Consider the following 24,935-nt stretch of genomic DNA (forward strand, 5'->3'; position numbering starts at 1 on the left):
GTGATGCCGGTCGAGCCACTCCCGGAAAGCGCATTCATCGACGCGCTGCGCGGTCTTTCCGGCCGGTACTGGGGAACGCACCCGTTCCACCGCCGGCTGCACGCGGGCGAGCTCGACGAGCGCGCGCTGCGGATCTGGGCGGCGAACCGCTGGTACTACCAGTGCGTGCTGCCGCAGAAGGACGCGGCGATCATCAGCAACTGCCCGCTGCCGGAGATCCGCCGCCAGTGGCTCGACCGGATCGTCTACCACGACGGCGTGAGCGCCGGCACCGGCGGGATCGAACGCTGGCTGCGCCTCTGCACGGCGGTCGGCCTGGACCGCGACGAGGTTCTCGATGAACGGCACGTCGCTCCCGGCGTCCGGTTCGCCGTGGACGCCTACGTGACCTTCGCGCGGACGAAACCCTGGTGGGAGGCCGTCGCGTCGGGACTGACCGAGATGTTCGCCGGGCACCTGATGCAGCAACGGGTGGCGGACATGCTCGCCCATTATTCATGGATCGCGCGCGAAGACCTCGCCTACTTCACCAACCGGATCGACAAGGTCGCCGGTGAAGGCAAGGACACCCTCGACATCGTGGTCCGCCACTGCGTCACGCGCGAACAGCAGGACCGCGCGATCGCCGCGCTGGCGTTCAAGTGCGACGTCCTGTGGTCGATGCTCGACGCGGTCGAACGGGCGGCCGCGTGATCACCGCCGAGTCGGTTCCGCAGCTGCGCCGCGGCGTGCGGCTGTCCTTCGACCACGTGAGGGAGACGCACGTGCTGCTGTTCCCCGAGGGCGTCCTGGTGCCGAACACGACCGCGGCCGCGGTGCTCGAGCTCTGCGACGGCGTCCGGTCGGTCACCGAGATCACGACGGCGCTTTCGCGGCGCTACTCGGGCGTGGTCGCGCAGGACGTCCTGGCGGTGCTGTCCCGGCTGGGCGAACGGCGGGTCGTCGCATGGACGTGAGCCCGCCGCTGGGCCTGCTGGCCGAGCTGACCCACCGCTGTCCGCTGCACTGTCCTTATTGCTCGAACCCGGTGGAACTGACCGCCCGGGACGCCGAACTGTCCACTTCGGACTGGCTGTCGGTGCTGTCCCAGGCGCGTGAACTCGGTGTCCTGCAGGTGCACATGTCCGGCGGTGAGCCGTTGCTGCGGCCGGACCTGCCCGAGCTGGTCGCGCACGCGAGCGGGCTCGGCTGCTACGTCAACCTGGTCACTTCGGGGCTCGGCCTGACGGCTTCGCGGCTCGACGACCTCGTCGAACGCGGGCTGGCACACGTCCAGCTGTCGGCGCAGAGCGCGACCCGGGAGCGGGCCGACCTGCTGGCCGGCGCGAAGGCGCACGACCGGAAGCTCGCCGCGGCCGCCTTGGTGAAGGCGTTCGGGCTGCCGCTGTCGCTGAACGTGGTGCTGCACCGGCGCAACCACGACCAGCTGGCCGGGATCATCGAGCTGGCCGAGCGGATGGGCGCGGACCGGCTGGAACTGGCGAACACGCAGTACTACGGCTGGGCGCTGCGCAACCGGGACGCGCTGATGCCGACCCCCGCGCAGCTGGCCGCGGCCGAGCCCGTGGTGCGCGCGGCGATCGCGCGCCTGCGGGGCACGATGGAGATCGTCTACGTCGTCGCCGACTACCACGAGCCGTACCCGAAGCCGTGCATGTACGGCTGGGGTGCGCGGCAGCTGACGGTGGCGCCGGACGGCACCGTGCTACCGTGCCCGGCGGCGTCGGCGATCTCGACGCTTTCGCTTTCGTCCGTGCGGGACACGCCGCTGGCCGAGATCTGGTACGACTCGTCGTCGTTCAACGCCTACCGCGGCGAGGAGTGGATGAGCGAGCCGTGCCGCACGTGCGACCGGCGCGAACTCGACTTCGGTGGCTGTCGTTGCCAGGCGTTCCTGCTCACCGGCGACGCCGCGGCCACGGACCCGGTGTGCTCGCGATCGCCCGGACGCGGCCTGGTCGACCTGATCCTGTCCCGTCCCCCGGTGGCCGACCTGGTCATGCGCCGGTGAAGGTGATCCTGCTGGGCACCGCGGCGGGCGGCGGATGTCCACAGTGGAATTGCGCGTGCCGGCTCTGCACGTCCGGGCTCGTGCCGCGCTCGCAGGACTGCGTCGCGATCAGCGCGGACGGCGCCGGCTGGTACCTGCTGAACTGCTCGCCGGACATCCGGGCGCAGATCCTCGGGACGCCGGAGTTGCGGGCCGGCCCGGGGCCGCGGGAGATCCCGCTGCGCGGGGTGCTGCTGACCGACGCCGAACTCGACCACGCGCTGGGCCTGCTGATGCTGCGCGAGTCGGGCGGGCTCCCGGTGTGGGCACCGTCGGCGGTGCTGGCCGCGCTGTCGCCGTTCCGGGCCATCGTGGACGGCTACGGCGGCTGGACGTGGTCGTCCCTTGTGGACGTTCCGGGCTTGCGGGTCGAGGTGCTGCCGGTGAGCGACAAGCGGCCGAAGTACGCCTCGGCCGGTTCCGGCGGGCCGTGGGTGGTCGCCTACCGGATCTCGGACCCGGCGACGGGCGGCGTGCTGGTGTACGCGCCGTGCCTGCGCAGCTGGCCTGCCGGGTTCGACGCGTTCGTCGCGGACGCTTCTCTCGTGCTGCTGGACGGGACGTTCTACGCGCCGGACGAGATGGCCGGGGTGGGCGGCCCCGACCAGCTCGCGATGGGGCACCTGCCGATCACGGCGACCCTGCCCCGGATCGACGGGCGGCGGTGGGCGTTCACGCACGTCAACAACACGAACCCGGTGCTGGACCCGGCGTCGGCCGAGCACGCCGCGGTGCTGGCCGCGGCTGCTTCGCTGCCTTCGGATGGCACGACGTACGTGCTTTAAGCCGTTGACAGCGGTGGTTGGCTGAAGCCATGTGCCTCCCGGGTACCGCGCGCCGATGAGCGCTCTCTTCCGCCGCCGGCCGTGTCTTCTCCAGCCGGAGCCGCGCCCGTGACCACGTCACTCGTCGCCCCGCTGCGGGAAGCTCCGTTCCGCGCCCTCGTCACCGGCCGGAGCCTGGCCCAGTTCGGGAACGCCGTCGCGCCCTTCGCGCTCGCCTTCGCCGTGGTCGACCTCACCGGGTCCGCCGTCGATCTCGGGATCGTCGTCGGGGCTCGTTCGCTCGCCAACGTGCTTCTGCTGCTGTTCGGCGGGATGCTGGCCGACCGGCTGCCGCGATCGGTCATCCTCCAGGGCACCGAAACCGCGGCCGCCCTCACCCAGGCCGCGGTGGCCGCGAGTGTCCTCTGTGGATTCGCCTCGGTCCCGCTGCTGGCCGGGCTCGGGTTCGTCAACGGTGCCGTCTCGGCCATCTCGCTGCCCGCGGCCGCCGCCCTCACGCCGTCGACCGTGCCCGGATCGCAGCTCACCCAGGCGAACGCCCTGGTCCGGTTGCTGGCGAACACCGGCCGCATCGCCGGAGCCGGGCTGGCCGGCGTGGTCGTCGCCTTCGCCGGCTCCGGGTGGGCGCTCGCCGGGAACTCCCTGCTCTTCCTCGGCGCCGCGCTGGCGTACCGGCGGATCCGGCTGCCGCGCGGGGAACGCGTTCCCGGTAGCCGTCCGCTCGCCGAGCTCGCCGAAGGCTGGCGGGAGTTCCGCGCCCGGGCGTGGGTGTGGCTGGTGGTGCTGCAGTTCATGATCGTCAACGCGGCGACCGCCGGTGCGCTGCTGGTGATCGGCCCGCTCGTCGCCGACGACACCTTAGGCCGCACCGGCTGGGGGTTCGCGCTGGCCATGCAGACCGCGGGCTCGCTGCTCGGCGGCGTCCTCGCCGCCCACTGGCAACCGCGGCGGATGCTCTTCACCGGCGTCGCGGTGGTCTCGGCCGGCGCGCTGCCGATGCTGGCTCTGGGTTGGAAGCCGTCCCTGCTGCCGCTGCTGGCCGCGATGTTCCTCGCGGGCGTCGCGCTCGAACAGTTCTCCGTCGCATGGGACGTGTCGCTGCAGGAGAACATCCCGCCGGACAAGCTCGCCCGCGTCTACTCCTACGACATGCTCGGCTCGTTCGTCGCGATGCCGCTCGGCCAGATCGCCGCGGGCCCGCTGGCCGAACACGCCGGCCGGTCCGCGACGCTCTTCGGGGGCGCGGCCCTGGTCGTCGTCGCGACGGCGCTGGTGCTGTGCAGCTCGCAGGTGCGGGGGCTCGTGCGCCGGGTGCCGGCCGGCCCGGGCTGACGCTCCGCCGGCCGGCCCGGGCTGAAGCTACCGGCCCACGCGCGGCCCGGACGTCAGGTCGCGGTGGCCGTCGAGGCGCCACCAGCTTTCCAGCGTCTCGCGCAGCGCCTTCAGCAGCTCGCCGCCGGTCTCCAGCGGGACCAGCGCCGCCTTGCCGTCGTCCACCCGCAGCGCGGCGGCCAGCCGATCGCCCTGTTCGATCAGGCCGACGACCACCCGCGTCGGCTCCCCGGTGGCGTCGACGGTCGGAATGGCGCGTTCGTACCGCCAGCCTTGAGCGTTCACCCGGCCGACAGTGGCACAGCTTCCCCCGCTCCGGTCCGGGTTTCACCCTCACGTGTGGTCAGGCGGGCGCCCAGGGCCGCACTTCCTCCAGCAGCTTCGCCACGGCCAGCACGAGGTCGTCCGAGTGCCGCGGCCCGACGATCTGCAGGCCGACCGGCAGTCCCGCCGACGTGCACCCGGCCGGCACGCTGATCGCCGGCTGCTGGGTCATGTTGAACGGGTACGTGAACGGCGTCCACTCCGGCCACTCGCTCAGCCCGCTGCCCGGCGGCACGTCGTGCCCGGCCTCGAACGCCGCGATCGGCAGCGTCGGCGTGATCAGCACGTCGTAGCGGGTGTGGAACTCGCCCATCCGGATACCCAGCGCGGCGCGCTCGGCGGTCGCGTCGAGGTAGTCGCTCGCCGACCACTTCTTCCCGAGTTCCCAGACCCGGCGCAGGCCGGGGTCGGTCCGCTCCTCGGACCCGGGCGGGAACGAGTCCAGCAGCTTCGCCGCCCCCGAAGACCACAGGACGTCGAACGCCGGCTTCGGGTCGGCGAACCCGGGGTCGGTCTCCTCGACGTGCAGGCCGGCGTCCCCCAGCGCACGGACCGCGGCCGCGACGATCGCGGCCACCTCCGGGTCCACGTCGACGTAGCCGAGCGTCGGGGAGAACGCGGCGATCAGGCCGCGCACGTCCCGCCGGACGGCCTCGCGGAACGACCCCACCGGCGGCGCCAGCGCGGCCGGGTCGCGGGGGTCGGGCAGCGAGAGGACGTCCAGCAGCAGCGCGGTGTCGTCCACCGACCGCGCCATCGGGCCGGCGTGCGAGAGCGGGCCGAACGGGCTCGCCGGGTAGAGCGGGATCCGGCCGTGCGTGGGCTTCAGCCCGACGATGCCGCAGAACGACGCCGGGATCCGCACCGAGCCGCCGCCGTCCGTGCCGACCGACAGCTCGCCCATCCCGGCCGCGACGGCCGCGGCGCTGCCGCCGCTCGACCCGCCCGCCGTCTTCGACGGGTCGGCCGGGTTGCGCGTGATGCCGCACAGCGGGCTGTCGGTGACGCCCTTCCAGCCGATCTCGGGCGTGGTCGTCTTGCCCAGCAGCACCAGGCCGGCCTCGCGCATCCGCGCGGCGACCGGGCTGTCGACGTCCCACGGCCGGTCCGGATCGATGCTCTTCGAGCCCCGGACGGTCGGCCAGCCCTGGGTGAGGAACATGTCCTTGATCGACGACGGCACGCCGTCGAGCCACCCGATCGGGTTGCCGTCGCGCCAGCGGACCTCGGACGCCTTCGCCTGCTCCAGCGCGCGATCGGCGTCGACGAGGCAGAAAGCGTTGCACTCGCCGTCCCGGGCTTCGATGGCCTGCAGGGCGTTCTGCGTCGCCTCGACCGGCGAAAGCTCACCGGTCGCGTAGGCGGCGACGAGCTCGCTGGCGGTCAGCATCCTGTCGTTCATCCGGCTCCCTGGTTCCCCGACGGCACGTAGCCGAGCGTCTTGTCGACGACATTGCGCAGCGGCTCCCCAGTGCGCCACCGGCGGAAGTTTTCGGTGAACACCTCGACCAGCGTGTTCCGCCAGCCGACGAAGTCCCCGGACATGTGGGGCGAGATCAGCACGTCCGGCAGCGTCCACAGCGGGCTTTCGGCCGGCAGCGGCTCGGTGTCGAAGACGTCGAGCGCGGCGCCGGCGATGGTCTTGCTTTCGAGCGCCGCGACCAGGTCGGAGGTGACGACCAGCTCGCCCCGGCCCACGTTGACGAACCGTGCCGACGGCTTCATCGCGGCGAACGCGCGCGCGTCGAACATGCCCTTCGTGTGCTCGGTCAGCGGCGCGACCGCGACGACGTAATCGGCGTGCGGCAGGAACTCCGTCAGCCGCGCCGACTCGTGCACCACGCCGAAGTCGGGGTCTCCGATGCGCTCCCGGCGTCCGGCGCCGCTCACCCGCATCCCGGCCGCGCGCAGCAGCCGCGCGATGGCCCGCCCGATCGGCCCGGTGCCGACGACCACCACCTCGCGCCCGGCGATCCGCTCGCTCTCGCGGTGCAGCCAGCGGCCCTCGCGCTGCAGGTCGTGCGAGCGCGCGAAGTCCTTCGCGAAGGCGAGCACGACGCCCAGCACGTACTCCGCGATGGCGTCGTCGAAGACGCCTCGCGAGTTCGTCAGGACCACATCGCTCTCCCGCAGCCCGGGGAACAGCACGGGATCGACCCCCGCGCTGGCGATGTGCAGCCAGCGCAGCCGGTCGGCCGCGTGCCACGCGCCGGGCACGGCCGTGGAGAGGAAGTCGTAGACGAAGAGGGCGTCCGCTCCGGGCAACGCTTCGGCAAGACCCGCCGCGTCCGTGTAAAGCACGACCGCCCCGGATTCGACTGCACGCATGTCCGGTGGGCGGGACTCGCCGCAGAGCACGGCCAGGACGGGAGCTTCCCGGTGTTCCGAGGCGATCACGTTGACACGGTAAAAGTCACTCGTATGATTGTCAACAATCCGAGGAACGACCCCCGGAGCACCGGACGTGTCAAGTACGGACGTATTCCGGAGGCTGAGCCTTGGATTTCGACTTCCTGGCGTTCGACGGACCGCTGGCGCAACGCGGCATCGGTGTCATCGCCCCCTTCGACCTCGCGCTGGAGCGCGAGCTCTGGCGCTGGGTGCCGATGGAGGTGTCCCTCCACCTCGCCCGCACGCCGTACGAGCCCGTGCCGGTCAGCATGGAGATGGCCCGCCTGGTCAGCGACAGCCACCACCTGGCCAGCGCGACCCGCGACGTGCTGCACGTCGAGCCCGAGGTCGTCGCCTACCTCTGCACGTCCGGCAGCTTCGTCAACGGCGTCGACTACGAGCGCTCGCTGACCAAGGCGATCTGCAACGCCGGCGCGCCGGACGCCGTCACCACCTCGGGCGCGCTGGCCGAAGTGCTGCACCAGCTCGATCTCCACCGCGTCTCGGTGCTCACGCCGTACGACGCCGACCTGACCCGCGCCCTGCACGGCTTCTTGGCCGAGCTGGACGTCGCGACCGTCGCCAGCGACCACCTCGGCCTGGGCGGCGGCATCTGGAAGGTCAGCTACCGGACCATCGCCGAGCGCATCCTCGCCGCCGACCACGGCGACGCCGAAGCGATCTTCGTCAGCTGCACCAACCTCCCCACCTACGACCTGATCGAGCCCCTGGAAGCCGCGCTCGGCAAGCCGGTGCTCACCGCCAACCAGCTGACGATGTGGGCGTGCCTGCGCCGGATGCACCTCCCCATCGTCGGACCCGGGAGGTGGCTTCGTGACGTGTCGTGAAGGTTTTCCTTGACCTTCCCTCTAGGATTGTCGACAATTTGCGTCCCCTTCGGAGGTTCCGTGACCACCATCGGTTTCATCTACCCCGACCACGCGGCCGAAGACGACTACCCGCTGGCCGAGCAGCTGCTCGGCGGCATGGCCGTCGACGAGGGCGACATCCGGCTGGCGGTCGAGCACATCTACGGCACCGACAAGCACGCGGTGGCCGAGCTGCTCGACCTCGGCAGCGAGGCCCGCCTCGCCGACGGCGCCGCCCTCCTCGCCAAGCACGAGCCCGCCGCGGTGATCTGGGCGTGCACCAGCGGCAGTTTCGTCTACGGCTGGGAGGGCGCCCGCGACCAGGCCGACCGCCTCGCCGCCGTCGCCGGTGTCCCGGCCTCCAGCACCTCCTTCGCGTTCGTGCACGCCGCGCGTGCCCTGGACGTCAAGCGGGTCGCCGTCGCCGCCAGCTACCCGGACGACATCGCCCGGCTGTTCGCGGACTTCCTCGAGGCCGGCGGCCTCGAAGTCGTCTCGATGACCAGCGCGGACATCGTCACGGCGGCCGAGGTCGGCGCGATGAGCCCGGAGGCCGTCCTCGAGCTCGCGGTGAGCCACGACCACCCGGACGCCGACGCGGTGCTCGTGCCGGACACCGCCATGCGCACCCTCGCCGAGATCAACGCCGTGGAGGCCGCGCTCGGCAAGCCCGTGCTGACCGCCAACCAGGTCACGGTCTGGGAGGGCCTGCGCCTGACCGGCCGGCACCGGCTCGTCCGCTCGCTCGGCGCGCTCTTCCGGCCCCTGCGCGGGAGCGCCTGACATGGCCCTGCCACCGGGCATGCTGCCCGAGATCGAACCGGTGAGCCGCGAGTCGACGGCCGCCGTCATCGCGCGCCAGCTGCGTGACGCGATCATGACGGGCGCCCTCCCGCCCGGGACCCAGCTCGGCGAGAGCGAGCTGGCCGCGCGGTTCCAGGTGTCACGGGGGCCGCTCCGGGAAGCCATGCAGCACTTGGTGTCCGAAGGGCTGCTGCGCAGCGAACGGCACCGCGGGCTGTTCGTGATCGACCTCGAGCCGGGCGACGTCTACGACATCTACGCAGCCAGGTCCGCGATCGAGCGGGCCGCCATGCTGCGCGCCCTGCGCGGCGGCGACCGCGACCGGATCGCGGACCTGCTCGAGCAGACCGTCACCGAGATGGCGACCGCGGCGAGCGAGGACGACCCCGGCGCGCTCTCCACGGCGGACCTGAAGTTCCACGAGGCGCTCATCAACGCCTCCGGCAGCAAGCGGCTCGTGCGGATGGCCCGGACGCTGCTGATCGAGACGCGGATGTGCCTGACGGCGCTGCAGAGCACGTACCAGCGGGTCGAGGAGCGCGTGGAGGAGCACACGAAGCTGATCCAGGCGCTTCGGGACGGCGACGAGGAGACGGCGCTGACGCTGCTGGAGGCCCACATGGAGGACGCGGTCCAGCGGCTCGCGCCGGGCACGAGCCTGACGGACGGGGAAGCTCCGCCGGTGCCGGGGAACGCGTGATCGGAGGGTCGACACGCGTGATTGGACGGTCGACTCGCGTGATTGAGGGGTCGGCACACGTGATTGAGGGGTCGGTTCGCGTACCTGGACCGTCGGTTCGCGTACTCCAAAGGTTGACTCGCGTACCTGGATGGACGACACGCGTACCTGAGCGGACGACACGCGTACCTGGGTGGACGACACGCGCGAGAGGGGGCGGAACTCGCGTGACTCGGGACGGAACTCGCGTGACTCCAGCCGGAACTCGCGTGATTGGGCGGGCATTGCGGGGGTGGGCTGGTTAGTGGGCATGGCGGGGTCCCAGGACTGGCTGGCCGGCGCGGCCGTCGCGGTAGTCGGGGGACCAGGGGAAGCGGCCCTGGGCGTCCGCGTGGACCAGTTGCAGCGCACGGATTTCCGGGCCGTACAGCGCCGCCGCGAACACCAGGTGCACCGATGGCTCGGTGAGCTCGACGACCTCGACCAGCGGGCCGTCGGGCAACTGGATGCGTTCGCCCGCCGTGGGTGGTGAGCCGCGCAGGACTTGGGCGGCCAGGTTGTTCAGCAGGCCGCCGGCCGCGAGGGCCGGGAGGCCGGTCACGACCAGCTCCGGCAGGCCGTACCCGCTCAGGCCGATCGTGTAGGCCCACGGCGGGTACGGCCCCGCTCCCTCGACTCCCTGCACCAGCCAGCCCCGGGCGGCCACGCCGCCGCGAAGCCTTTCCAGGTACCCGGATCTGTCCCGGTTCTCGCACTCGAAGCACATCGGTGTCTCCTCCCCCTCGGTGGGCTCGGGAACCACCGTGCCGGAGGGCACCGACAAAAACTCAGCCCAGCGCTTCGGCCACCGCCGTGCCGAGGCGTTCTGTGGTATCCGTGCCGCGGAGGTCCGGCGTGCGCACCCGGCCCTCGTCGAGCACCCGGTCCACCGCGGCGCGGATCGCTTGCGCCGCAACGGTTTCGCCCAGGTGTTCGACCAGCATCGCGGCCGCCAGGATCTGCGCCACGGGGTTGGCGATCCCCTGCCCCGCGATGTCCGGAGCGCTCCCGTGGACCGCCTCGAACATCGACGGGAATTCACCCGATGGGTTGATGTTGCCGGACGGCGCCATGCCGAGCCCGCCGGTGATCGCGGCCGCGAGGTCGCTGAGGATGTCGCCGAAGAGGTTCGATGCCACCACGATGTCGAGCCGGTCGGGCGCCTGCACCATCCGCGCCGCCAAGGCATCGACGTGCATCTGTTCACTGTGGACGTCCGGGAACTCCGCCGCGACCTCGGCGAAGATCTCGTCCCAGAACGGCATCGAATGGATCAGGCCGTTGGACTTCGTCGCCGAGCAGACCCGCGATGACCGCGTCCGGGCCAGCTCGAACGCGTAACGGATGATCCGCGTGACGCCGACGCGCGTGAAAACCGACTCCTGCAGCACGAATTCATCGGGCCGGCCGGCGTTGTGCCGGCCGCCGATCGCCGAGTACTCCCCTTCGGAGTTCTCGCGGACGATGACCAGCTCCAGCTCCTCGGCCTTCCGCCCGGCCAGCACCGACGTCGTGCCCGGCAGCAGCCGCACCGGGCGCAGGTTGACGTACTGCTGGAACGCCCGCCGCAGCGGGATCAGCAGGCCCCACAGGGAAACGTGGTCCGGGACGCCCGGGAAGCCGACCGCGCCGAGCAGGATCCCGTCGAACGCCGAGAGCTGCCCAACCCCGTCGTCCGGCATCATCGCCCCGAGCCGGGCGTACCGCTCGCAGCTCCAGTCGAACTCGGTCCACTCCACCGAAAAGCCGAATTGCGAAGAAGCCCGGTCGAGGACCTTGCGGGCCTCGACCGTGACGTCCACGCCGATCCCGTCGCCCGGGATGCTCGCCAGGCGGTAGGCCGTCACAGGGCGACCGCGATGTACTTGGTCTCCAGGAACTCGTCGATGCCGACCGAGCCGCCTTCGCGGCCGAGCCCGGACTGCTTGATCCCGCCGAACGGCGCCGCCGGGTTCGAGACGATGCCCTGGTTGAGCCCGATCATCCCGGCTTCCAGCGCTTCCGAAACCCGCAGGGCGCGCTTGAGGTCGCTGGTGAAGAGGTAGGAAACGAGCCCGAACTCGGTGTCGTTCGCCTTCGCCACCGCCTCTTCTTCGGTGTCGAACGGCGTGATCGGGGCGACCGGCCCGAAGATCTCCTCGTGCGTCAGCCGCGCCTCCTGCGGGACGTCGGTGAGCACCGTGGCCGGGTAGAAGTGCCCCGGCCCGTCGACGCCCGAGCCGCCGGTGAGGATCCGAGCGCCGCGGTCGGTGGCGTCCTTGACCAGCTCGGTCACCTTGTCGACGGCCTTCTCGTCGATCAGCGGGCCGACGACGACGTCCTTCTCGGTGCCGCGGCCCATCGGCAGCGCCTGCATGCGTTCGGTCAGCCGCCGCGCGAACTCGTCGACGACGCCGCGCTGCACGTAGAACCGGTTCGCCGCGGTGCACGCCTCGCCGATGTTGCGCATCTTCGCCTGCATGGCGCCCTCGATGGCCGCGTCCATGTCCGCGTCGTCGAAGACCAGGAACGGCGCGTTGCCGCCCAGCTCCATCGACGTCCGCAGGATCTTGTCGGCGCACTGTTCGAGCAGCTTGCGGCCGACCCCGGTCGAGCCGGTGAAGGAGAGCTTGCGGGCGCGGCCGTCACGGATCAGCGGCTCCATCACGCCGCCGGAGTCGCTGGTCGTGACGACGTTGAGCACGCCTTCGGGCAGTCCCGCCTCGGCGAGGATTCCCGCCAGCGCGAGCATCGACAGCGGCGTCTGGGCGGCGGGCTTGATCACCGCCGTGCAGCCGGCGGCGATCGCCGGGCCGATCTTGCGGGTGCCCATCGCCATCGGGAAGTTCCACGGCGTGATCAGCAACGTCGGCCCGACCGGCTGCTTGGTGATGAGAAACCGGCCCGCGCCGTTCGGGGCGGTCGCGTAGCCGCCGTCGATGCGGACGGCTTCCTCGGCGAACCAGCGGAAGAACTCCGCGGCGTAGGCGATCTCGCCCTTCGACTCGGCGAGCGGCTTGCCCATCTCCAGGGTCATCAGCAGCGCCAGTTCCTCCTGGCGCCGCATCAGCAGCTCGTAGGCGCGGCGCAGGATCTCGCCGCGCTCGCGGGGCGCCATCTTCGCGAACTCGGTCTGCGCCGCGACGGCGGCGTCCAGCGCCGCGACGCCGTCCGACGGCGAGGCGTCGGCGACGTGACAAAGCTCCTTGCCGGTGGCCGGGTCCACCACCGGGAAGGTCTTGCCGTCCTGGGCGGCGACCCACTTGCCGCCGATGAACAGTTCCTTGCCGACCGCCTCGACGACGCCGGACTCGGTGTTCGCGCTCATCCCGACTTGCTCCTCACGTGTTGTCCCGACAGCCATGCTATGGATATTGTCAACAATCGACAACCAGATCGGACCGACCGAGGAGCACGCTGTGGCCCAGCTCTCTCCGCTGCTCAAGCAGGCAACGCCCGTCGTGGTCGACCACGGTGAAGGGGTTTACCTCTATGACCTCGAGGGCAAACGCCACCTCGACTTCACCGCCGGTATCGGCGTCACGAGCACCGGGCACTGCCACCCCCACGTGGTGCGGGCCGCGCAGGAGCAGATCGGCAAGCTCGTCCACGGCCAGTACACGACGGTCATGCACAAGCCGCTCCTCGAACTCACCGAGCGCCTCGGCGAGGTCCTGCCCGGCGGGCTCGACTCACTCTTCTACGCGAACTCGGGCAGCGAAGCCGTCGAAGCGGCGTTGCGGCTTTCGCGGCAGGCGACGAACCGCCCGAACGTCATCGTCTTCCAGGGTGGCTTCCACGGCCGGACGGTCGCCGCCGCGACCATGACGACGTCCGGGACGCGGTTCAGCGCCGGCATCGGCCCGCTGATGACCGGCGTGCACGTCGCGCCGTTCCCGTACGCCTACCACTACGGCTGGGACGAGCAGACGGCGACGAAGTTCGCGCTGCGCGAGCTGGACTACCTCTTCCAGACCGTCTGCGCGCCGAACGAGACCGCCGCGTTCTTCGTCGAACCCGTGCTGGGCGAGGGCGGGTACGTCCCGGCGAACACCGAGTTCCTGGCCGGCCTGCGCGAGCGCGCCGACCGGCACGGCATCCTGCTCGTCGTCGACGAGATCCAGACCGGCTTCGGCCGCACCGGGAAGTTCTGGGGCCACGACCACTTCGACGTCTCCCCCGACATCGTCCTCATCGCGAAGGGCCTGGCCAGCGGCTTCCCCCTGTCCGGCATCGCCGCTTCGCAGGAGCTGATGGCGAAGGCGTTCCCCGGCTCGCAGGGCGGGACGTACGGCGGCAACGCGGTTTCGTGCGCCGCGGCGATCGCGACGCTCGAGGTCATCCAGCAGGAGAACCTGGTCGAGAACGCCGCCGAGCGCGGGCGCCAGCTGCTCGAAGGCGCGCGGGTGATCGCGGACAAGACGCCGTCGATCGGCGAAGTGCGCGGGCTCGGGCTGCTGGTCGGCTCGGAGTTCAGCACCGCCGACGGCGAACCGGACACGCCCACCGCGCAGGCCGCCCAGCAGGCGGCGGCGAAGAGCGGGCTGCTGCTGCTCACCTGCGGGCCGTACATGAACGTCGTCCGGATGGTGCCGCCGCTGGTCGTCACCGCCGAGCAGGTCGACGACGCGCTGCGGATCTGGGGCGACGTCGTCGCCTCGGTCACGGGGAGCTGAGCGTGGCCCGGTACATCACGATCACCCTCGACAAGCGCGGCGTCTCCTGCCGCGCCCGGCTGCTGGACGACGAGGCCCCGCGGACCTGCAAAGCGGTCTGGGACGCGTTGCCACAGAGCGGTTCCGCCTACCACGCGAAGTACGCGCGCAACGAGGTCTACACGCTCGTGCCGCCGTTCGCGGAACCCAAGCCGGGCCGGGAGAACCCGACGATCACGCCGATCCCCGGCGACGTCGTCTACTTCGGTTTCGAGGCCTGGGAAATCGGCAACCCGGCGTACGGCTACGACGAAGACAGCGAGGCGCACAGCGACCAGGGCGCCACCGACCTGGCGATCTTCTACGGCCGCAACAACCTGCTGATCAACGGCGACGCGGGCTGGGTGCCCGGCAACGTGTTCGCCACCATCGAGGAAGGCCTGGCCGAGATGGCGGCGGCCGCCCAGGACCTGTGGCTGCGGGGTGTCGAGGGCGAGACGCTCTCGTTCGCACGCGCGTGAACCGGGCCCCGGCCGCGGATTCCCCGCGGCCGGGCCGGGTTCAGGCCGGCGCGGTCAGCTGCTCGAAATCGGCGTCGGACAGGACGATGTCCGCGGCCGCACAGTTTTCCTCCAGATGCGGGATCGAGGACGTCCCCGGGATCGGGATCACGACCGGCGACCGGTGCAGCAGCCAGGCGAGGGACACCTGCGCGGGTGTCGCGCCGACTTTGGCGGCGACCTTGGCCAGCACCCCACCCGCCGTGGCGTGGTCACCGCGGGCGATCGGGAGCCACGGGACGAACGCGATGCCCTCGCGCTCGCAGTAACCGAGGACGTCGTCGGACGCGCGATCGGTCAGGTTGTAGCGGTTCTGGACGCTCGCGATCGGCGCGATGGCTCGCGCCTCGGCCAGCTGGGCGACGCTGACCTCGGACAACCCGATCCGGGCGACCTTGCCCTCGTCGCGCAGCCGGGCGAGCGCGCCGATCTGGTCGGCGAGCGGGACCTGCGGGTCGAGCCGGTGCAGCTGCAGCAGATCGAGACGGTCGACGCGCAGGCGCCGCAACGAGAGTTCCGCCTGCTGCCGGAGGTATTCGGGCCGGCCGAGCGGCACCCACTCGCCGCGGCTGGGGCGCGCGTGCCCGCACTTCGTCGCGATGAGCAGCCCGGGGTACGGGTGGAGCGCGTCTGCGAGCAGCTCTTCGTTCAGGCCCAGGTCGTAGGCGTCGGCGGTGTCGAAGAACGTCACGCCGAGTTCGGCCGCGCGGCGCGCGACGGACCGGGCGCCGTCCTTGACGTGGTCCCACTCGGTCAACCGCATCGCACCGAAACCCAAGCGGTGCACGGAAAGGCCGTCTTCGAAGGCGTAGGTCATGCCGGAAGCTTCGCCGCGGCCGTCGTCACCCGCCAGAGATTTAGCCTGAGCTAAATCCATGGTGTCTACGCTGCGTGACCTGATAGCGCGAACAGACCAGTTCGATTAGGCCGTTCGGGGATATCCGAACGCATCAGCCGACCCTAGGGTGATCGGACCTGACCACTGGGGTCGGCACGTCGAGGCGTCGGGACCAAGGAGAAGACGAGCCACATGAACATCGAAACGGCGTTGAAGGAAGCCCTTTCCATTTCCGGCGCGGTGGGGGCCGCCCTGGTCGACTACGAAAGCGGGATGGCGCTCGGCACACTGGGTGGCGGCGACCGGCTGGACCTGGACACCGCGGCCGCGGGCAACACCGAAGTCGTCCGCTCCAAGCTGCGGGTGATCTCCGCCCTCCGGCTCAACGACGAGATCGAGGACATCCTCATCACGCTGGGCCGCCAGTACCACCTGATCCGCCTGCTGCGGCCGGCCAAGGTCGACTCCGCGCTGTTCCTGTACCTCGTCCTGGACCGGGAACGGGCCAACCTCGCGCTGGCTCGGCACTACCTGAAGAACATCGAAGCCGAGCTGGTCGTGTGACGGGGATGCCCGCCGAAGTACCCGGCACTCCCCTGCCACTGCCGATGCGCACGCAAGGCGCGGCCCACGCTTTTCCGGTCCGGCAAGGCATCCGGCAAGCCCACCCCGAAGCCAAGGCCACGGCCAAGGCCCTCGACGAGATCCGCGACAAGGTCGACCGGGCCAACATCACCGGGCTGCTGGTGGCCAGCCGGGACGGCCTGCTGCTGGCCAGCGACACCCAGGAGATCGAAGACGACAGCGTGGCGGCCATGTCCGCCGCCGCGGTCGGGCTGGCCACGAGGTTCATCGGGCAGGCCGGTCTCGGCGAGGCCCGGGGCGCGATGTTCCAGGGCTCGCTCGGCCACGTCTGTGTCTTCCCCGTGCAGGGGTCCGTCCTGCTGGTCGTGTTCGCCCGGCCGGACACGACCATGGGCCTGTTCAACGTCGTCGCCCGGCAGGCGCTGACGCTGCTCCAAGACGCCCTGAACACGGCGAACTGACCAGCGGGACTCCTCCGCGCCGAAACGTGAAAATCCTTCATGGCGGCGTACCGCCGGTACGTACTACGCTGCGGTAACCACAGCGACGGCGCGGAGGAGACACTGCCGATGGGCGACGTGGCAGCACGGCTGGCCGAGATCGTCGGGGACAGAAACCTGCTCACCGGCGAAGCGATCTCGGAGGACTACGCGCACGACGAAGCGCTGACGGCGGAGCCGCAGAAGCCTGCGTACGTCGCGAAGCCGGCAACGGCCGAAGAAGTCGCGGAGCTGCTGAAGGCCGCTTCGGAACACCGCGTCCCCGTGACCGCCCGCGGCTCCGGCAGCGGGCTGTCCGGGGCGGCCCGGCCGGTGGCGGACGGGCTGCTGATCTCGTTCGAGCGCATGAACACCGTCCTCGAAGTCGACACCGGAAACCACGTCGCCGTCGTCCAGCCCGGCGTGACGCTCGCCGAGCTCGACACCAAGACCGCCGAAGCCGGCCTCGGCTACACCGTCTACCCCGGCGAGCTGAGCGCGAGCGTCGGCGGGAACGTCGGGACCAACGCCGGCGGGATGCGCGCGGTCAAGTACGGCGTGACCCGCAACAACGTGCTCGGCCTGCAGGCCGTGCTGCCGACCGGGGAGATCATCCGGACCGGCGGCAAGACGTCGAAGATCTCCACCGGCTACGACCTCACGCAGCTGATCATCGGCTCCGAGGGCACCCTCGCGCTGGCCACCGAAATCACCGTCAAGCTGCACCCGCGGCTGGCACACGGCGCCACGGTGCTCGCTCCCTTCGGCGACTTCGGGCAGGTGATGGCCGCCGTGCCGGAGATCCTCTCCAGCGGGCTCGCGCCGCACATCCTCGAGTACATCGACAACCTGACGATGGCGGCGATCGTCTACAACGAGAAGCTCGAACTGGGCGTGCCGGACAAGATCCGCGAGACCTGCGAGGCGTACCTCGTGGTGGCGCTGGAGAACCGCGAGACCGGCCGCCTCGAGGAGGACGTCGAGACCGTCGGCGAGCTGCTCGGCGAACTCGGCGCGGTCGATGTCTACATCCTCGACGGCGGTGCCGCGCGCAAGCTCATCGAGGCCCGCGAGAAGGCCTTCTGGACCGCAAAGGCCGTCGGCGCCGACGACGTGATCGACGTCGTCGTGCCGCGGACCGCGATGCCTCAGTTCATCACGAAGGCGCGTGAGCTGGCGATGGCCGCCGGCGGTGGCGCGCTCGGCTGCGGGCACGCCGGCGACGGCAACGTCCACCTCGGCATCTTCTGCAAGGACGACGCCAAGCGGAAGCAGCTGCTCACCGACATCTTCGCGTACGCCATGGAACTCGGCGGTGCGATCTCCGGCGAGCACGGCCTCGGCCGCACCAAGGCGCACTACCACCAGGAACTCGAAGACCCGGCGAAGATCGAGCTGATGCGCCGGATCAAGCAGAGCTTCGACCCCGCCGGGATCCTCAACCCCGGCGTTCTCTTCCCCGAAGGAAACGCATGAGTGAGCAGAACGGCGCCCAGTCCCTGATCCGCACGCTGGTCGACGCCGGTGTCGAGGTGTGCTTCGCCAACCCCGGCACGTCGGAGATGCACTTCGTCGCCGCGCTGGACACCGTCCCCGAAATGCGGGGCGTGCTCGCGCTGTTCGAAGGCGTCGTCACCGGTGCGGCCGACGGGTACGCGCGGATCGCGGACAAGCCCGCCGCGACGCTGCTGCACCTCGGTCCCGGCCTGGGCAACGGCCTGGCGAACCTGCACAACGCGCGCCGCGCGAACACGCCGATCGTCAACGTCGTCGGCGACCACGCGACCTACCACAAGCAGTACGACGCGCCGCTGGAGTCGGACATCGAGGCCGTCGCGGGCTCGCTGGAAGGCTGGGTGCGCCGCTCGGAGCACACCAAGGACGTCGGGGCGGACGCCGCCGCCGCGGTCGCCGCCGCGCAGGACGCGCCCGGCCGCGTCGCCACGCTGATCCTGCCCGCCGACGCGTCGTGGGGCGAGGGCGGCGAGACCTGCGCGCCGATCCCGCCGCGCGTGCCGCAGGCCGTCGACGCCACGACCGTCAAGGACGTCGCCGCGGTGTTCGGCACCGGGGAGCCGGTGGCGCTGCTCGTCGGCGGGAGCGCGTGCCGCGAAGCAGGCCTGCGCGCCGCCAGCCGGATCGGCGCCGCGACCGGCGCCAAGGTGTTCGTCGAGACGTTCCCGGCGCGGCTGGAGCGCGGCGCCGGGCTGCCGTCGATCGAGCGGCTGGGCTACCTCGCCGAGCAGGTCGCCTACCAGCTCGACGGGATCAAGCACGTCGTCGTCGCGGGCACGAAGGCGCCGGTGTCGTTCTTCGCCTACCCGGGCAAAGCGAGCGACCTGGTGCCCGAAGGCGCCCAGGTGCACACGCTTGCGTCGGTCGGGCAGGACGTCACGCGCGCGCTGACCGAGGTCGCCGACCTGGTCGCCGCGGACACCGAACCCGTGCTGGCTCCCGAGTCTCGGCCGGCGCTGCCGAGCGGGCCGCTGACACCGCAGAACTGGGTCGAGGTGATCGGGGCGCTGCTGCCGGACAACGCGATCATCGCCGACGAGGCCAACACCTCCGGCCTGATGCTGCCGATGGCCACGGCCGGCGCGCCGCGGCACGATGTCCTGACGCTGACCGGCGGCGCGATCGGCTACGGCATGCCGGTGGCGACCGGGGCGGCCGTCGCGGCGCCGGACCGGCCGGTGCTGAACCTGCAGTCCGACGGCAGTGCGCTGTACACGATTTCGGCGCTGTGGACGCAGGCGCGGGAGAACCTGAACGTCACGACGGTGCTGCTCAACAACCGCGCGTACGCGATCCTGCGGCTGGAACTGCAGCGCGTCGGCGCGGCTTCGGGCGGCCCGAAGGCGAACGACCTGCTGGACCTTTCCCGGCCGGACATGGACTTCGTGAAGATCGCGGAGGGCATGGGCGTACCCGCGTCGCGCGCGACCACCGCCGAAGAACTCGCCGAACAACTCGAGCGGGCCTTCGCCGAACCCGGCCCGCATCTCATCGATGCGGCGGTGCCGCCGCTGCTCTGAACCCGACTATCCTCACCCGATGACCGAGGAGCACGCGAAGCGCGGAATCGACTTCGACAAGCCGAACGCGGCTCGCGTGTACGACTACTTGATCGGCGGCAAGCTGAACTACGCCATCGACCGGGAGTTCGCCGAGCGGATCCTCGAGGTGCGGCCGGAGGCCAGGGACCTGGCCCTGCTGAACCGGCGGTGGCTGCGCCGCGCCGTCCGGTTCGGCGCCGAGCAGGGCATCCGCCAGTTCCTCGACATCGGCTCCGGCATGCCGACCGTGGGACACGTGCACGAAGTCGTCCAGGCGATCGACCCGGAAGCCCGCGTGGTCTACGTCGACAACGAGCCGGTCGCGGTCGCGCACAGCGAGATCGTGCTGAAGGACAACGACAACGCGGAAATGGTGCAGGCCGACGCCGAGTTCCCGGACACCGTCCTCGAGCACCCGACGACCGAGCGGCTGCTGGACTTCGGCAAGCCGGTGATGGTGATCATGGCGGCGTTCATCCACTTCGTCCCGGACTCGCGCAATCCGGCCGGGTTGATCGCCGCCTACCTCGACCCGCTGGTCCCGGGCAGCTGCCTGGCGCTGTCGTCGGGCACGTTCGAGGGACAGGGCGAAGAGGTCCGGCGCGCGGCGGAGATGTACCGCAGCAGCGGCACCGACGTCGTCGCGCGCTCACGTGACGAGCTGCGCGCGCTGGTGGACGGCTTCGAGCTCGTGCCGCCGGGGATCGTGTTCACCCCGGAGTGGCGGCCGGACGACCCCGGTCAGGTCGGCGACCACCCGGAGCAGGCGAGCCAGCTCGCGCTGGTGGTCCGCAAGGACCAGCGCGCCGGTTGACGGCTATTCTCGCGTCACACCTGACTCCGGGGAGCGGCGGATGAGCGAAGACGAGTACGCGCGGCGGGGCATCGACCTCGACAAGCCCAACGCCGCGCGCGTGTACGACTACATCCTCGGCGGGCAGCTCAACTACGCCGTCGACCGGATGTTCGCCGAGCAGGTGCTGGCCGCGCAGCCGAACGCGCGTGAGCGGGCGCGGCTCAACCGGCAGTGGCTGCGCCGGGCCATCCGGTTCGGGATGGACCAGGGCATCCGGCAGTTCCTCGACATCGGCTCCGGCATGCCGACCGTGGGGCACGTGCACGAGGTGGCCCAGGCCGTCGACCCCAAGGCGCGGGTCGTCTACGTCGACAACGAGCCGGTCGCCGTGGCGCACAGCGAGATCGTGCTGGAGGACAACGAGAACGCGGCCATGGTGCACGCCGACGCCGAGTTCCCCGACGACGTCCTCGAACACGACATCACCGAGATGATGCTGGACCTGGACCAGCCGGTGATGGTGGTGATGGCGCTGTTCGTGCACTTCATCCCGGACGAGCGCGACCCGGCCCGGCTGATCGCTACCTACCGCGACGCGCTCGCGCCCGGCAGCTACCTCGCCCTGTCGTCGGCCACCTACGAGCAGCAGAGCGACGGAACGGCCCGCGCGGTCGCGATGTACCAGAAGAGCGCTAACCCGGTGACGCCGCGCTCGGCCGACGAGCTGCGGGCCCTGGTGGACGGCTTCGAAATCGTCGACCCGGGCATCGTGTTCATCCCCGAGTGGCGCCCGGACGACCCCGCGGAGATGCCGCCGAACCCGGCGGAGTGCGGCGGCCTGGCCCTGGTGGCGCGCAAGGACTAGGCGGCGACCAGCTCCGGCGCGGTCCGCCGCTTCGGGACCAGCGCCGCCAGCAATGCGCCCGCCAGTGCGGCGCCCGCCGCCACCGCGAACGTCGCGCGGAAGCCGAACAGCGAGGGCACCGCCAGCCCGCCGACGCTGATCGTCAGCTGGGCCAGCATCGCCGCCATCACCGCGCTGGAGATCGCCGTGCCGACCGAGCGCATCAGGGAGTTCAGGCCGTTCGCCGACGCCGTTTCGGTGACCGGTACCGAACCCATGATCAGCGCGGGCATCGCCGCGTACGCGATGCCGACACCGGCGCCGATGATCACCGACGCGGTGATCAGCTCCAGCGCGTTGTCCATCAGCACGATCGCGAACGCGTACCCGGCGGCGATCACCAGCGCACCGCTCATCAGCGTCGGGCGCGGGCCGAACCGGGCGATGAGCCGTGCCGAAACCGGCGAAAGCAGCATCATCACCAGGCCGTTCGGGGCCAGGGTGAGGCCGGACTCGACCATCGTCTGGCCCAGCCCGTAGCCGGTCGACGCCGGCGCCTGCAGCAGTTGCGGGAACGACAGCGCCATGGCGTACAGCGCGAAGCCGACCATGATCGAGGCGAGGTTCGTGAACAGCACCGGGCGGCGGGCGGACACCCGCAGGTCGACCAGCGGATCGCGGCGGCGCAGCTGGTAGGCGCCCCAAGCCACCAGGACGACGACGGCGGCCGCGGCCAGCCCGAGCGTCCGGGCACTGCCCCAGCCCCACGTGCCGCCCTTGACCACCGGCAGCAGCAGGCAGAGCAACCCGGCGGCCAGGCCGAACGCCCCGAAGTAGTCGAACCGCGCGGGCGTGCGCAGCGGCGACTCGGGCACCACGGTCATGATCAGCAGCGCGCACGCCAGCCCGAGCCCGGCGGCGGTCCAGAAGAGCACGTGCCAGTCTGCGTTCTCGGCCACCACGGCCGCGACCGGCAGGCCGATGGCGCCGCCCACCCCGAGCGTCGCGCTCATCAGCGAGATCGCGCCGCCGACGCGTTCGGGCGGGAGTTCGTCGCGCATGATGCTGATGCCGAGCGGGATCACGCCCATCGCGCAGCCCTGCAGCCCGCGGCCCAGGATCTGGAACGCGAGCGCGCTGGTCGTCGCGGAGACGACCGAACCCACGATGAGCAGCGCGAGGCTGACGAGGATCATCCGCCGCTTGCCGTAGAGGTCGCCGAGCCGCCCGCTGACCGGGGTGATCACGGACGCGGCCAGCAGCGTGACGGTGACCACCCAGGACGCGTCGGCCGCCGGGACGTGCAGCAGCCGCGGGAAGACCGGGATCAGCGGCACGACCAGCGTCTGCATGAACGACGCGACGAGCCCGCACGAGGCGAGCACCACGACGATCGCGCGGCCGGACGGCGCGGAACGGGACACCACCACACCCCCAGTGGGTACTTAGTACACGTCATGCAACTTCGTGCACTGTACCTACGCACTGGGGGATTACCGCCCGGATGGTGTTCTCGTCACAACCAGGTTCGGACGCCTCCGTGGCCGGAGCAGGTGCCCGAGCGGTGCTGGCTGTAGCTGTAGGTGCCGTCCTTGCACAGGGCCGTCGCGCCGGCGGGGTTGTCGCTGGGCCGGTGGACGCAGTTGCCGTCCGAGTTGCGGTAGTAGTCGGCGCCGCATTCGGCAGGCGCGGGCGCGGCCTGTGCGGTGGTTTTCGGCGCCGCGGGTTTCGGGGCCGTCGTCTTCGGGACGGCCGCCTTCGGCGCGACGGCCTGCGGTGTCGTCGGCACGCTGGTGACGCTGGGCGCTTCGGACGTCGTGGGCGGGGCCTCGGTCGTGACCGGAACGGAATACGCGGGCGTCGAAGAGGTCGACGTCGGAGCGTCCAGCACACCGAGGTGCCCGGTGTCCTGCTGGGGTACCGGGCCGGCGCCACAGCCCGCGACCAGCAAACCCGCGGCGAAGACCCACGCCAGTTTCTTGTTCACCGAGACTCCTTAGCGCCACGAAACAATGCCGCGTAGTCGGCGCCCGGAGAACCTTTGTTACAAGCCCCGCCGCCTAGACTCGGCGTATGTCCTGGCTACGGCGGTACGCGGCCGAGCTCGCGGTCGTCGCCGCGGTGCTCGCCGGCTCGCTCTTCGCCGTCCTCAACGATGGTGCCAAGCCCGCCCACCAAGCCACGATCGGGTGGGTGCTCACGATCGTTTGCTGCGCCGCCCTCTTCTTCCGGCGCCGCTACCCGCTGAGCGTCGCCGGGTTCGCGCTCGTCTGCTGCGCGCTCTACTACCCCCTGACCGACCCCGACGGCCTCGTCCTGCTCGCCTTCGCTTACGCGCTCTACAACGCCGCCGCGGCCGGGCGGATCCGCGGCGCCGCACTGCTCGTCGTCGCGGCGATGGCCGGTGTCACCGCGGGCGAGATCAGCTCGCGGACCGGGCGGCACGTCGACAACTTCGCGTTCTTCCTGATGACCGGCTGGTTCGTCGCCCTGGTCGCGGGCGGCGCCGTCGCGCACTACCGCGCCGAGGCCGAGCGCACCAAGGAAGCCGAGGCCCGGGCGCGTGCGACCGACGAACGCCTGCGCATCGCCCGCGAGCTGCACGACGTCCTCGGCCACCACCTCGCGCTGATCAACGTCCAGGCCGGCGCCGCGCTGCACCGCCGTGACCCCGGGCAGGCCGAGGAAGCGCTCGGCGCCATCAAGGACGCCAGCAAGACCGCACTCCAGGAGTTGCGCACGACGCTCGGCATGCTTCGCCAGACCGGCGGCCCGAGCCTGCAGCGGGTGGCGGAGCTGGCCGAATCCGTCGGTGCGTCGGGGCTGACCGTGCGCACCGAGATCGACGGCGTCGCCCGGGAGCTGCCGCCGGACGTCGAGCACGCGGCGTTCCGGGTGGTCCAGGAGGCGCTGACGAACGTCGCCAAGCACGCCGGCGCGAAGACCGTCGTCGTCCGGCTCGGCTACGGCGCCGACGAGCTGACCGTGGCCGTCGACGACGACGGACGCGGCGGCGCGGCCCCGGCGGGCAACGGCATCCGCGGGATGGCCGAACGCGCGCGGGCGCTCGGCGGCGAACTGACCGCGGAGCCGCGCGAAGACGGCGGTTACCGGGTGCGGGCCCGGCTGCCGGTGCGATGATGGGCCGATGATCCGGGTCCTGCTCGTCGACGACCAGCGGCTCGTCCGCGCCGGCTTCCGGTCCATTTTGGACGGCGAGGACGACATCACGGTCGTGGCCGAGGCCGCCGACGGCCGCGAGGCGCTGCAGGCCGCGCACGACCACCACCCCGACGTCGTGCTGATGGACATCCGGATGCCGGAGCTCGACGGCCTCGCCGCCACCCGCCACCTCCTCGAAGACCCGGGCGTGTCGACCAGGGTCGTCATCCTCACGACGTTCGACCTCGACGAAGACGTCTACGGTGCGCTGCGGGCCGGCGCGAGCGGGTTCCTGGTCAAGGACACCGAACCCGAGGAGCTGATCCACGCGGTGCGCGTGGTCGCCCGCGGCGACGCGCTGCTGGCGCCGTCGATCACCCGGCGGCTGATCGCCGAGTTCGCCGCGCGCGGCACCCGCCCGGCAGCGTCCCCGGCGCTCGACCGGCTCACCGACCGCGAGCGCGAAGTGCTGTCCCTGGTCGCGGCGGGGCTGTCGAACGACGAGATCGCGCGCGAGCTCACCCTCAGCCCGGCGACGGCGAAGACGCACGTCAGCCGCATCATGACCAAGACCGGCACGCACGACCGCGCGCAGCTGGTCGTCCTCGCCTACGAGTCCGGCGCGGTGACGCCGCGGTGGCTGGCTCCCTGACCCGTACTCCCCCGGGTGTACGGGAACGGCCTTAAGGGACACCACCGGGAGGACGT

General features: G+C 71.3%; 27 protein-coding genes. 18 read left to right on the top strand and 9 right to left on the bottom strand.

Annotated features, from left to right (window positions below):
* Window positions 1-3 precede the first annotated feature (3 nt).
* From pqqC to ISP_RS40670, 5 genes are all read left to right on the top strand, one after another.
* Window positions 4-693 (top strand): pyrroloquinoline-quinone synthase PqqC, encoded by a 690-nt coding sequence (gene pqqC, locus ISP_RS40650; RefSeq protein ID WP_014467700.1) that lies wholly within the window; start codon window positions 4-6, stop codon window positions 691-693.
* Window positions 690-956, top strand: a complete 267-nt coding sequence (gene pqqD, locus ISP_RS40655) for a pyrroloquinoline quinone biosynthesis peptide chaperone PqqD (protein WP_013229607.1) — start codon at window positions 690-692, stop codon at window positions 954-956. Before pqqC ends, pqqD begins: the two co-directional genes overlap by 4 nt.
* The gene (pqqE, locus tag ISP_RS40660; protein WP_013229608.1) at window positions 947-2,011 is read left to right on the top strand and encodes a pyrroloquinoline quinone biosynthesis protein PqqE; all 1,065 of its coding nucleotides are present in this window, start codon (window positions 947-949) and stop codon (window positions 2,009-2,011) included. Before pqqD ends, pqqE begins: the two co-directional genes overlap by 10 nt.
* Entirely contained in the window at window positions 2,008-2,835 is an 828-nt protein-coding gene (gene pqqB, locus ISP_RS40665) for a pyrroloquinoline quinone biosynthesis protein PqqB (RefSeq protein ID WP_013229609.1), read from the top strand. The genes pqqE and pqqB overlap by 4 nt, the downstream gene beginning before the upstream one ends.
* 108 nt (window positions 2,836-2,943) lie before the next feature.
* Complete coding sequence (locus ISP_RS40670) at window positions 2,944-4,167, top strand: MFS transporter (RefSeq protein ID WP_013229610.1); 1,224 nt, start codon at window positions 2,944-2,946, stop codon at window positions 4,165-4,167.
* 27 nt (window positions 4,168-4,194) lie between these two features.
* Here the strand turns inward: ISP_RS40670 and ISP_RS40675 are convergent, their stop codons facing one another.
* From ISP_RS40675 to ISP_RS40685, 3 genes are read right to left on the bottom strand one after another with little or no spacing between them, the layout of a single operon-like run.
* Complete coding sequence (locus ISP_RS40675) at window positions 4,195-4,452, bottom strand: hypothetical protein (RefSeq protein WP_013229611.1); 258 nt, start codon at window positions 4,450-4,452, stop codon at window positions 4,195-4,197.
* A 58-nt stretch (window positions 4,453-4,510) separates the two neighbouring features.
* Window positions 4,511-5,893, bottom strand: a complete 1,383-nt coding sequence (locus ISP_RS40680) for an amidase (protein WP_013229612.1) — start codon at window positions 5,891-5,893, stop codon at window positions 4,511-4,513.
* Window positions 5,890-6,888, bottom strand: a complete 999-nt coding sequence (locus tag ISP_RS40685) for a D-2-hydroxyacid dehydrogenase (protein ID WP_013229613.1) — start codon at window positions 6,886-6,888, stop codon at window positions 5,890-5,892. The genes ISP_RS40680 and ISP_RS40685 overlap by 4 nt, the downstream gene beginning before the upstream one ends.
* A gap of 101 nt (window positions 6,889-6,989) precedes the next feature.
* On the opposite strand from ISP_RS40685, the gene ISP_RS40690 reads away from it, so the two are divergent.
* The 3 genes from ISP_RS40690 to ISP_RS40700 are packed head-to-tail and all read left to right on the top strand — an operon-like array spanning window position 6,990 to window position 9,255.
* On the top strand, window positions 6,990-7,730 hold the full coding sequence (locus ISP_RS40690) for an arylmalonate decarboxylase (protein ID WP_013229614.1): 741 nt from the start codon (window positions 6,990-6,992) through the stop codon (window positions 7,728-7,730).
* Window positions 7,731-7,790: 60 nt separating this feature from the next.
* Window positions 7,791-8,534 carry an arylmalonate decarboxylase gene (locus ISP_RS40695; protein WP_013229615.1) on the top strand — a complete coding sequence of 248 codons (744 nt, stop codon included), beginning with the start codon at window positions 7,791-7,793 and terminating at the stop codon, window positions 8,532-8,534.
* A gap of 1 nt (window position 8,535) precedes the next feature.
* Window positions 8,536-9,255, top strand: a complete 720-nt coding sequence (locus tag ISP_RS40700) for a GntR family transcriptional regulator (RefSeq protein ID WP_013229616.1) — start codon at window positions 8,536-8,538, stop codon at window positions 9,253-9,255.
* Window positions 9,256-9,535: 280 nt separating this feature from the next.
* On the opposite strand, the gene ISP_RS40705 is transcribed toward ISP_RS40700, so the two are convergent.
* From ISP_RS40705 to ISP_RS40715, 3 genes are all read right to left on the bottom strand, one after another.
* Window positions 9,536-10,000, bottom strand: coding sequence for a DUF4262 domain-containing protein (locus ISP_RS40705; RefSeq protein ID WP_013229617.1), 465 nt, complete (start codon window positions 9,998-10,000; stop codon window positions 9,536-9,538).
* 61 nt (window positions 10,001-10,061) lie between these two features.
* A complete protein-coding gene (locus ISP_RS40710; RefSeq protein ID WP_013229618.1) occupies window positions 10,062-11,120 on the bottom strand; it encodes a tartrate dehydrogenase in 1,059 nt (352 codons plus the stop codon).
* The gene (locus tag ISP_RS40715) at window positions 11,117-12,580 is read right to left on the bottom strand and encodes an NAD-dependent succinate-semialdehyde dehydrogenase (protein WP_013229619.1); all 1,464 of its coding nucleotides are present in this window, start codon (window positions 12,578-12,580) and stop codon (window positions 11,117-11,119) included. Before ISP_RS40715 ends, ISP_RS40710 begins: the two co-directional genes overlap by 4 nt.
* 91 nt (window positions 12,581-12,671) lie before the next feature.
* Here ISP_RS40715 and ISP_RS40720 point away from each other — a divergent pair, with 91 nt between their 5' ends.
* Complete coding sequence (locus ISP_RS40720) at window positions 12,672-13,928, top strand: aspartate aminotransferase family protein (RefSeq protein WP_013229620.1); 1,257 nt, start codon at window positions 12,672-12,674, stop codon at window positions 13,926-13,928.
* Window positions 13,929-13,930: 2 nt separating this feature from the next.
* Window positions 13,931-14,428 carry a DUF3830 family protein gene (locus ISP_RS40725; protein WP_013229621.1) on the top strand — a complete coding sequence of 166 codons (498 nt, stop codon included), beginning with the start codon at window positions 13,931-13,933 and terminating at the stop codon, window positions 14,426-14,428.
* 40 nt (window positions 14,429-14,468) lie between these two features.
* Here ISP_RS40725 and ISP_RS40730 read toward each other — a convergent pair whose 3' ends face one another.
* Window positions 14,469-15,284 carry an aldo/keto reductase gene (locus ISP_RS40730; RefSeq protein ID WP_013229622.1) on the bottom strand — a complete coding sequence of 272 codons (816 nt, stop codon included), beginning with the start codon at window positions 15,282-15,284 and terminating at the stop codon, window positions 14,469-14,471.
* 213 nt (window positions 15,285-15,497) lie between these two features.
* Here ISP_RS40730 and ISP_RS40735 point away from each other — a divergent pair, with 213 nt between their 5' ends.
* The 6 genes from ISP_RS40735 (at window position 15,498) to ISP_RS40760 (ending at window position 21,086) form a co-directional block, all read left to right on the top strand.
* Window positions 15,498-15,869, top strand: coding sequence for a hypothetical protein (locus tag ISP_RS40735; RefSeq protein ID WP_013229623.1), 372 nt, complete (start codon window positions 15,498-15,500; stop codon window positions 15,867-15,869).
* 5 nt (window positions 15,870-15,874) lie between these two features.
* Complete coding sequence (locus tag ISP_RS40740) at window positions 15,875-16,351, top strand: roadblock/LC7 domain-containing protein (protein ID WP_013229624.1); 477 nt, start codon at window positions 15,875-15,877, stop codon at window positions 16,349-16,351.
* A 108-nt stretch (window positions 16,352-16,459) separates the two neighbouring features.
* Window positions 16,460-17,845, top strand: a complete 1,386-nt coding sequence (locus tag ISP_RS40745; RefSeq protein ID WP_013229625.1) for an FAD-binding oxidoreductase — start codon at window positions 16,460-16,462, stop codon at window positions 17,843-17,845.
* On the top strand, window positions 17,842-19,404 hold the full coding sequence (locus ISP_RS40750) for an acetolactate synthase large subunit (RefSeq protein WP_013229626.1): 1,563 nt from the start codon (window positions 17,842-17,844) through the stop codon (window positions 19,402-19,404). The genes ISP_RS40745 and ISP_RS40750 overlap by 4 nt, the downstream gene beginning before the upstream one ends.
* 19 nt (window positions 19,405-19,423) lie before the next feature.
* Window positions 19,424-20,239 carry an SAM-dependent methyltransferase gene (locus tag ISP_RS40755; RefSeq protein WP_013229627.1) on the top strand — a complete coding sequence of 272 codons (816 nt, stop codon included), beginning with the start codon at window positions 19,424-19,426 and terminating at the stop codon, window positions 20,237-20,239.
* 40 nt (window positions 20,240-20,279) lie between these two features.
* Window positions 20,280-21,086, top strand: a complete 807-nt coding sequence (locus ISP_RS40760; RefSeq protein ID WP_013229628.1) for an SAM-dependent methyltransferase — start codon at window positions 20,280-20,282, stop codon at window positions 21,084-21,086.
* Here the strand turns inward: ISP_RS40760 and ISP_RS40765 are convergent.
* Together ISP_RS40765 and ISP_RS40770 are read right to left on the bottom strand one after the other, a co-directional pair.
* Entirely contained in the window at window positions 21,083-22,495 is a 1,413-nt protein-coding gene (locus tag ISP_RS40765; protein ID WP_013229629.1) for an MFS transporter, read from the bottom strand. The genes ISP_RS40760 and ISP_RS40765 overlap by 4 nt on opposite strands.
* Before the next feature lie 86 nt (window positions 22,496-22,581).
* Entirely contained in the window at window positions 22,582-23,052 is a 471-nt protein-coding gene (locus ISP_RS40770; protein WP_013229630.1) for a DUF3761 domain-containing protein, read from the bottom strand.
* 86 nt (window positions 23,053-23,138) lie between these two features.
* On the opposite strand from ISP_RS40770, the gene ISP_RS40775 reads away from it, so the two are divergent.
* Together ISP_RS40775 and ISP_RS40780 are read left to right on the top strand one after the other, a co-directional pair.
* Window positions 23,139-24,206, top strand: coding sequence for a sensor histidine kinase (locus ISP_RS40775; protein ID WP_013229631.1), 1,068 nt, complete (start codon window positions 23,139-23,141; stop codon window positions 24,204-24,206).
* A 7-nt stretch (window positions 24,207-24,213) separates the two neighbouring features.
* Complete coding sequence (locus tag ISP_RS40780) at window positions 24,214-24,879, top strand: response regulator (RefSeq protein WP_013229632.1); 666 nt, start codon at window positions 24,214-24,216, stop codon at window positions 24,877-24,879.
* Window positions 24,880-24,935 lie beyond the last annotated feature (56 nt).

This window comes from Amycolatopsis mediterranei (assembly GCF_026017845.1).
GTDB lineage: Bacteria > Actinomycetota > Actinomycetes > Mycobacteriales > Pseudonocardiaceae > Amycolatopsis > Amycolatopsis mediterranei.

What these genes read in the sequence shown, in the direction of transcription:
- ISP_RS40755 (WP_013229627.1), top strand. Translation starts at nt 19,424, where the DNA reads ATGACCGAGGAGCACGCGAAGCGCGGAATCGACTTCGACAAGCCGAAC.
- ISP_RS40780 (WP_013229632.1), top strand. Translation starts at nt 24,214, where the DNA reads ATGATCCGGGTCCTGCTCGTCGACGACCAGCGGCTCGTCCGCGCCGGC.
- ISP_RS40750 (WP_013229626.1), top strand. Translation starts at nt 17,842, where the DNA reads ATGAGTGAGCAGAACGGCGCCCAGTCCCTGATCCGCACGCTGGTCGAC.
- ISP_RS40680 (WP_013229612.1), bottom strand. Translation starts at nt 5,893, where the DNA reads ATGAACGACAGGATGCTGACCGCCAGCGAGCTCGTCGCCGCCTACGCG.
- ISP_RS40760 (WP_013229628.1), top strand. Translation starts at nt 20,280, where the DNA reads ATGAGCGAAGACGAGTACGCGCGGCGGGGCATCGACCTCGACAAGCCC.
- ISP_RS40715 (WP_013229619.1), bottom strand. Translation starts at nt 12,580, where the DNA reads ATGAGCGCGAACACCGAGTCCGGCGTCGTCGAGGCGGTCGGCAAGGAA.
- ISP_RS40735 (WP_013229623.1), top strand. Translation starts at nt 15,498, where the DNA reads ATGAACATCGAAACGGCGTTGAAGGAAGCCCTTTCCATTTCCGGCGCG.
- ISP_RS40740 (WP_013229624.1), top strand. Translation starts at nt 15,875, where the DNA reads ATGCCCGCCGAAGTACCCGGCACTCCCCTGCCACTGCCGATGCGCACG.
- ISP_RS40730 (WP_013229622.1), bottom strand. Translation starts at nt 15,284, where the DNA reads ATGACCTACGCCTTCGAAGACGGCCTTTCCGTGCACCGCTTGGGTTTC.
- ISP_RS40705 (WP_013229617.1), bottom strand. Translation starts at nt 10,000, where the DNA reads ATGTGCTTCGAGTGCGAGAACCGGGACAGATCCGGGTACCTGGAAAGG.
- pqqE (WP_013229608.1), top strand. Translation starts at nt 947, where the DNA reads ATGGACGTGAGCCCGCCGCTGGGCCTGCTGGCCGAGCTGACCCACCGC.
- ISP_RS40775 (WP_013229631.1), top strand. Translation starts at nt 23,139, where the DNA reads ATGTCCTGGCTACGGCGGTACGCGGCCGAGCTCGCGGTCGTCGCCGCG.
- pqqC (WP_014467700.1), top strand. Translation starts at nt 4, where the DNA reads ATGCCGGTCGAGCCACTCCCGGAAAGCGCATTCATCGACGCGCTGCGC.
- ISP_RS40745 (WP_013229625.1), top strand. Translation starts at nt 16,460, where the DNA reads ATGGGCGACGTGGCAGCACGGCTGGCCGAGATCGTCGGGGACAGAAAC.
- ISP_RS40700 (WP_013229616.1), top strand. Translation starts at nt 8,536, where the DNA reads ATGGCCCTGCCACCGGGCATGCTGCCCGAGATCGAACCGGTGAGCCGC.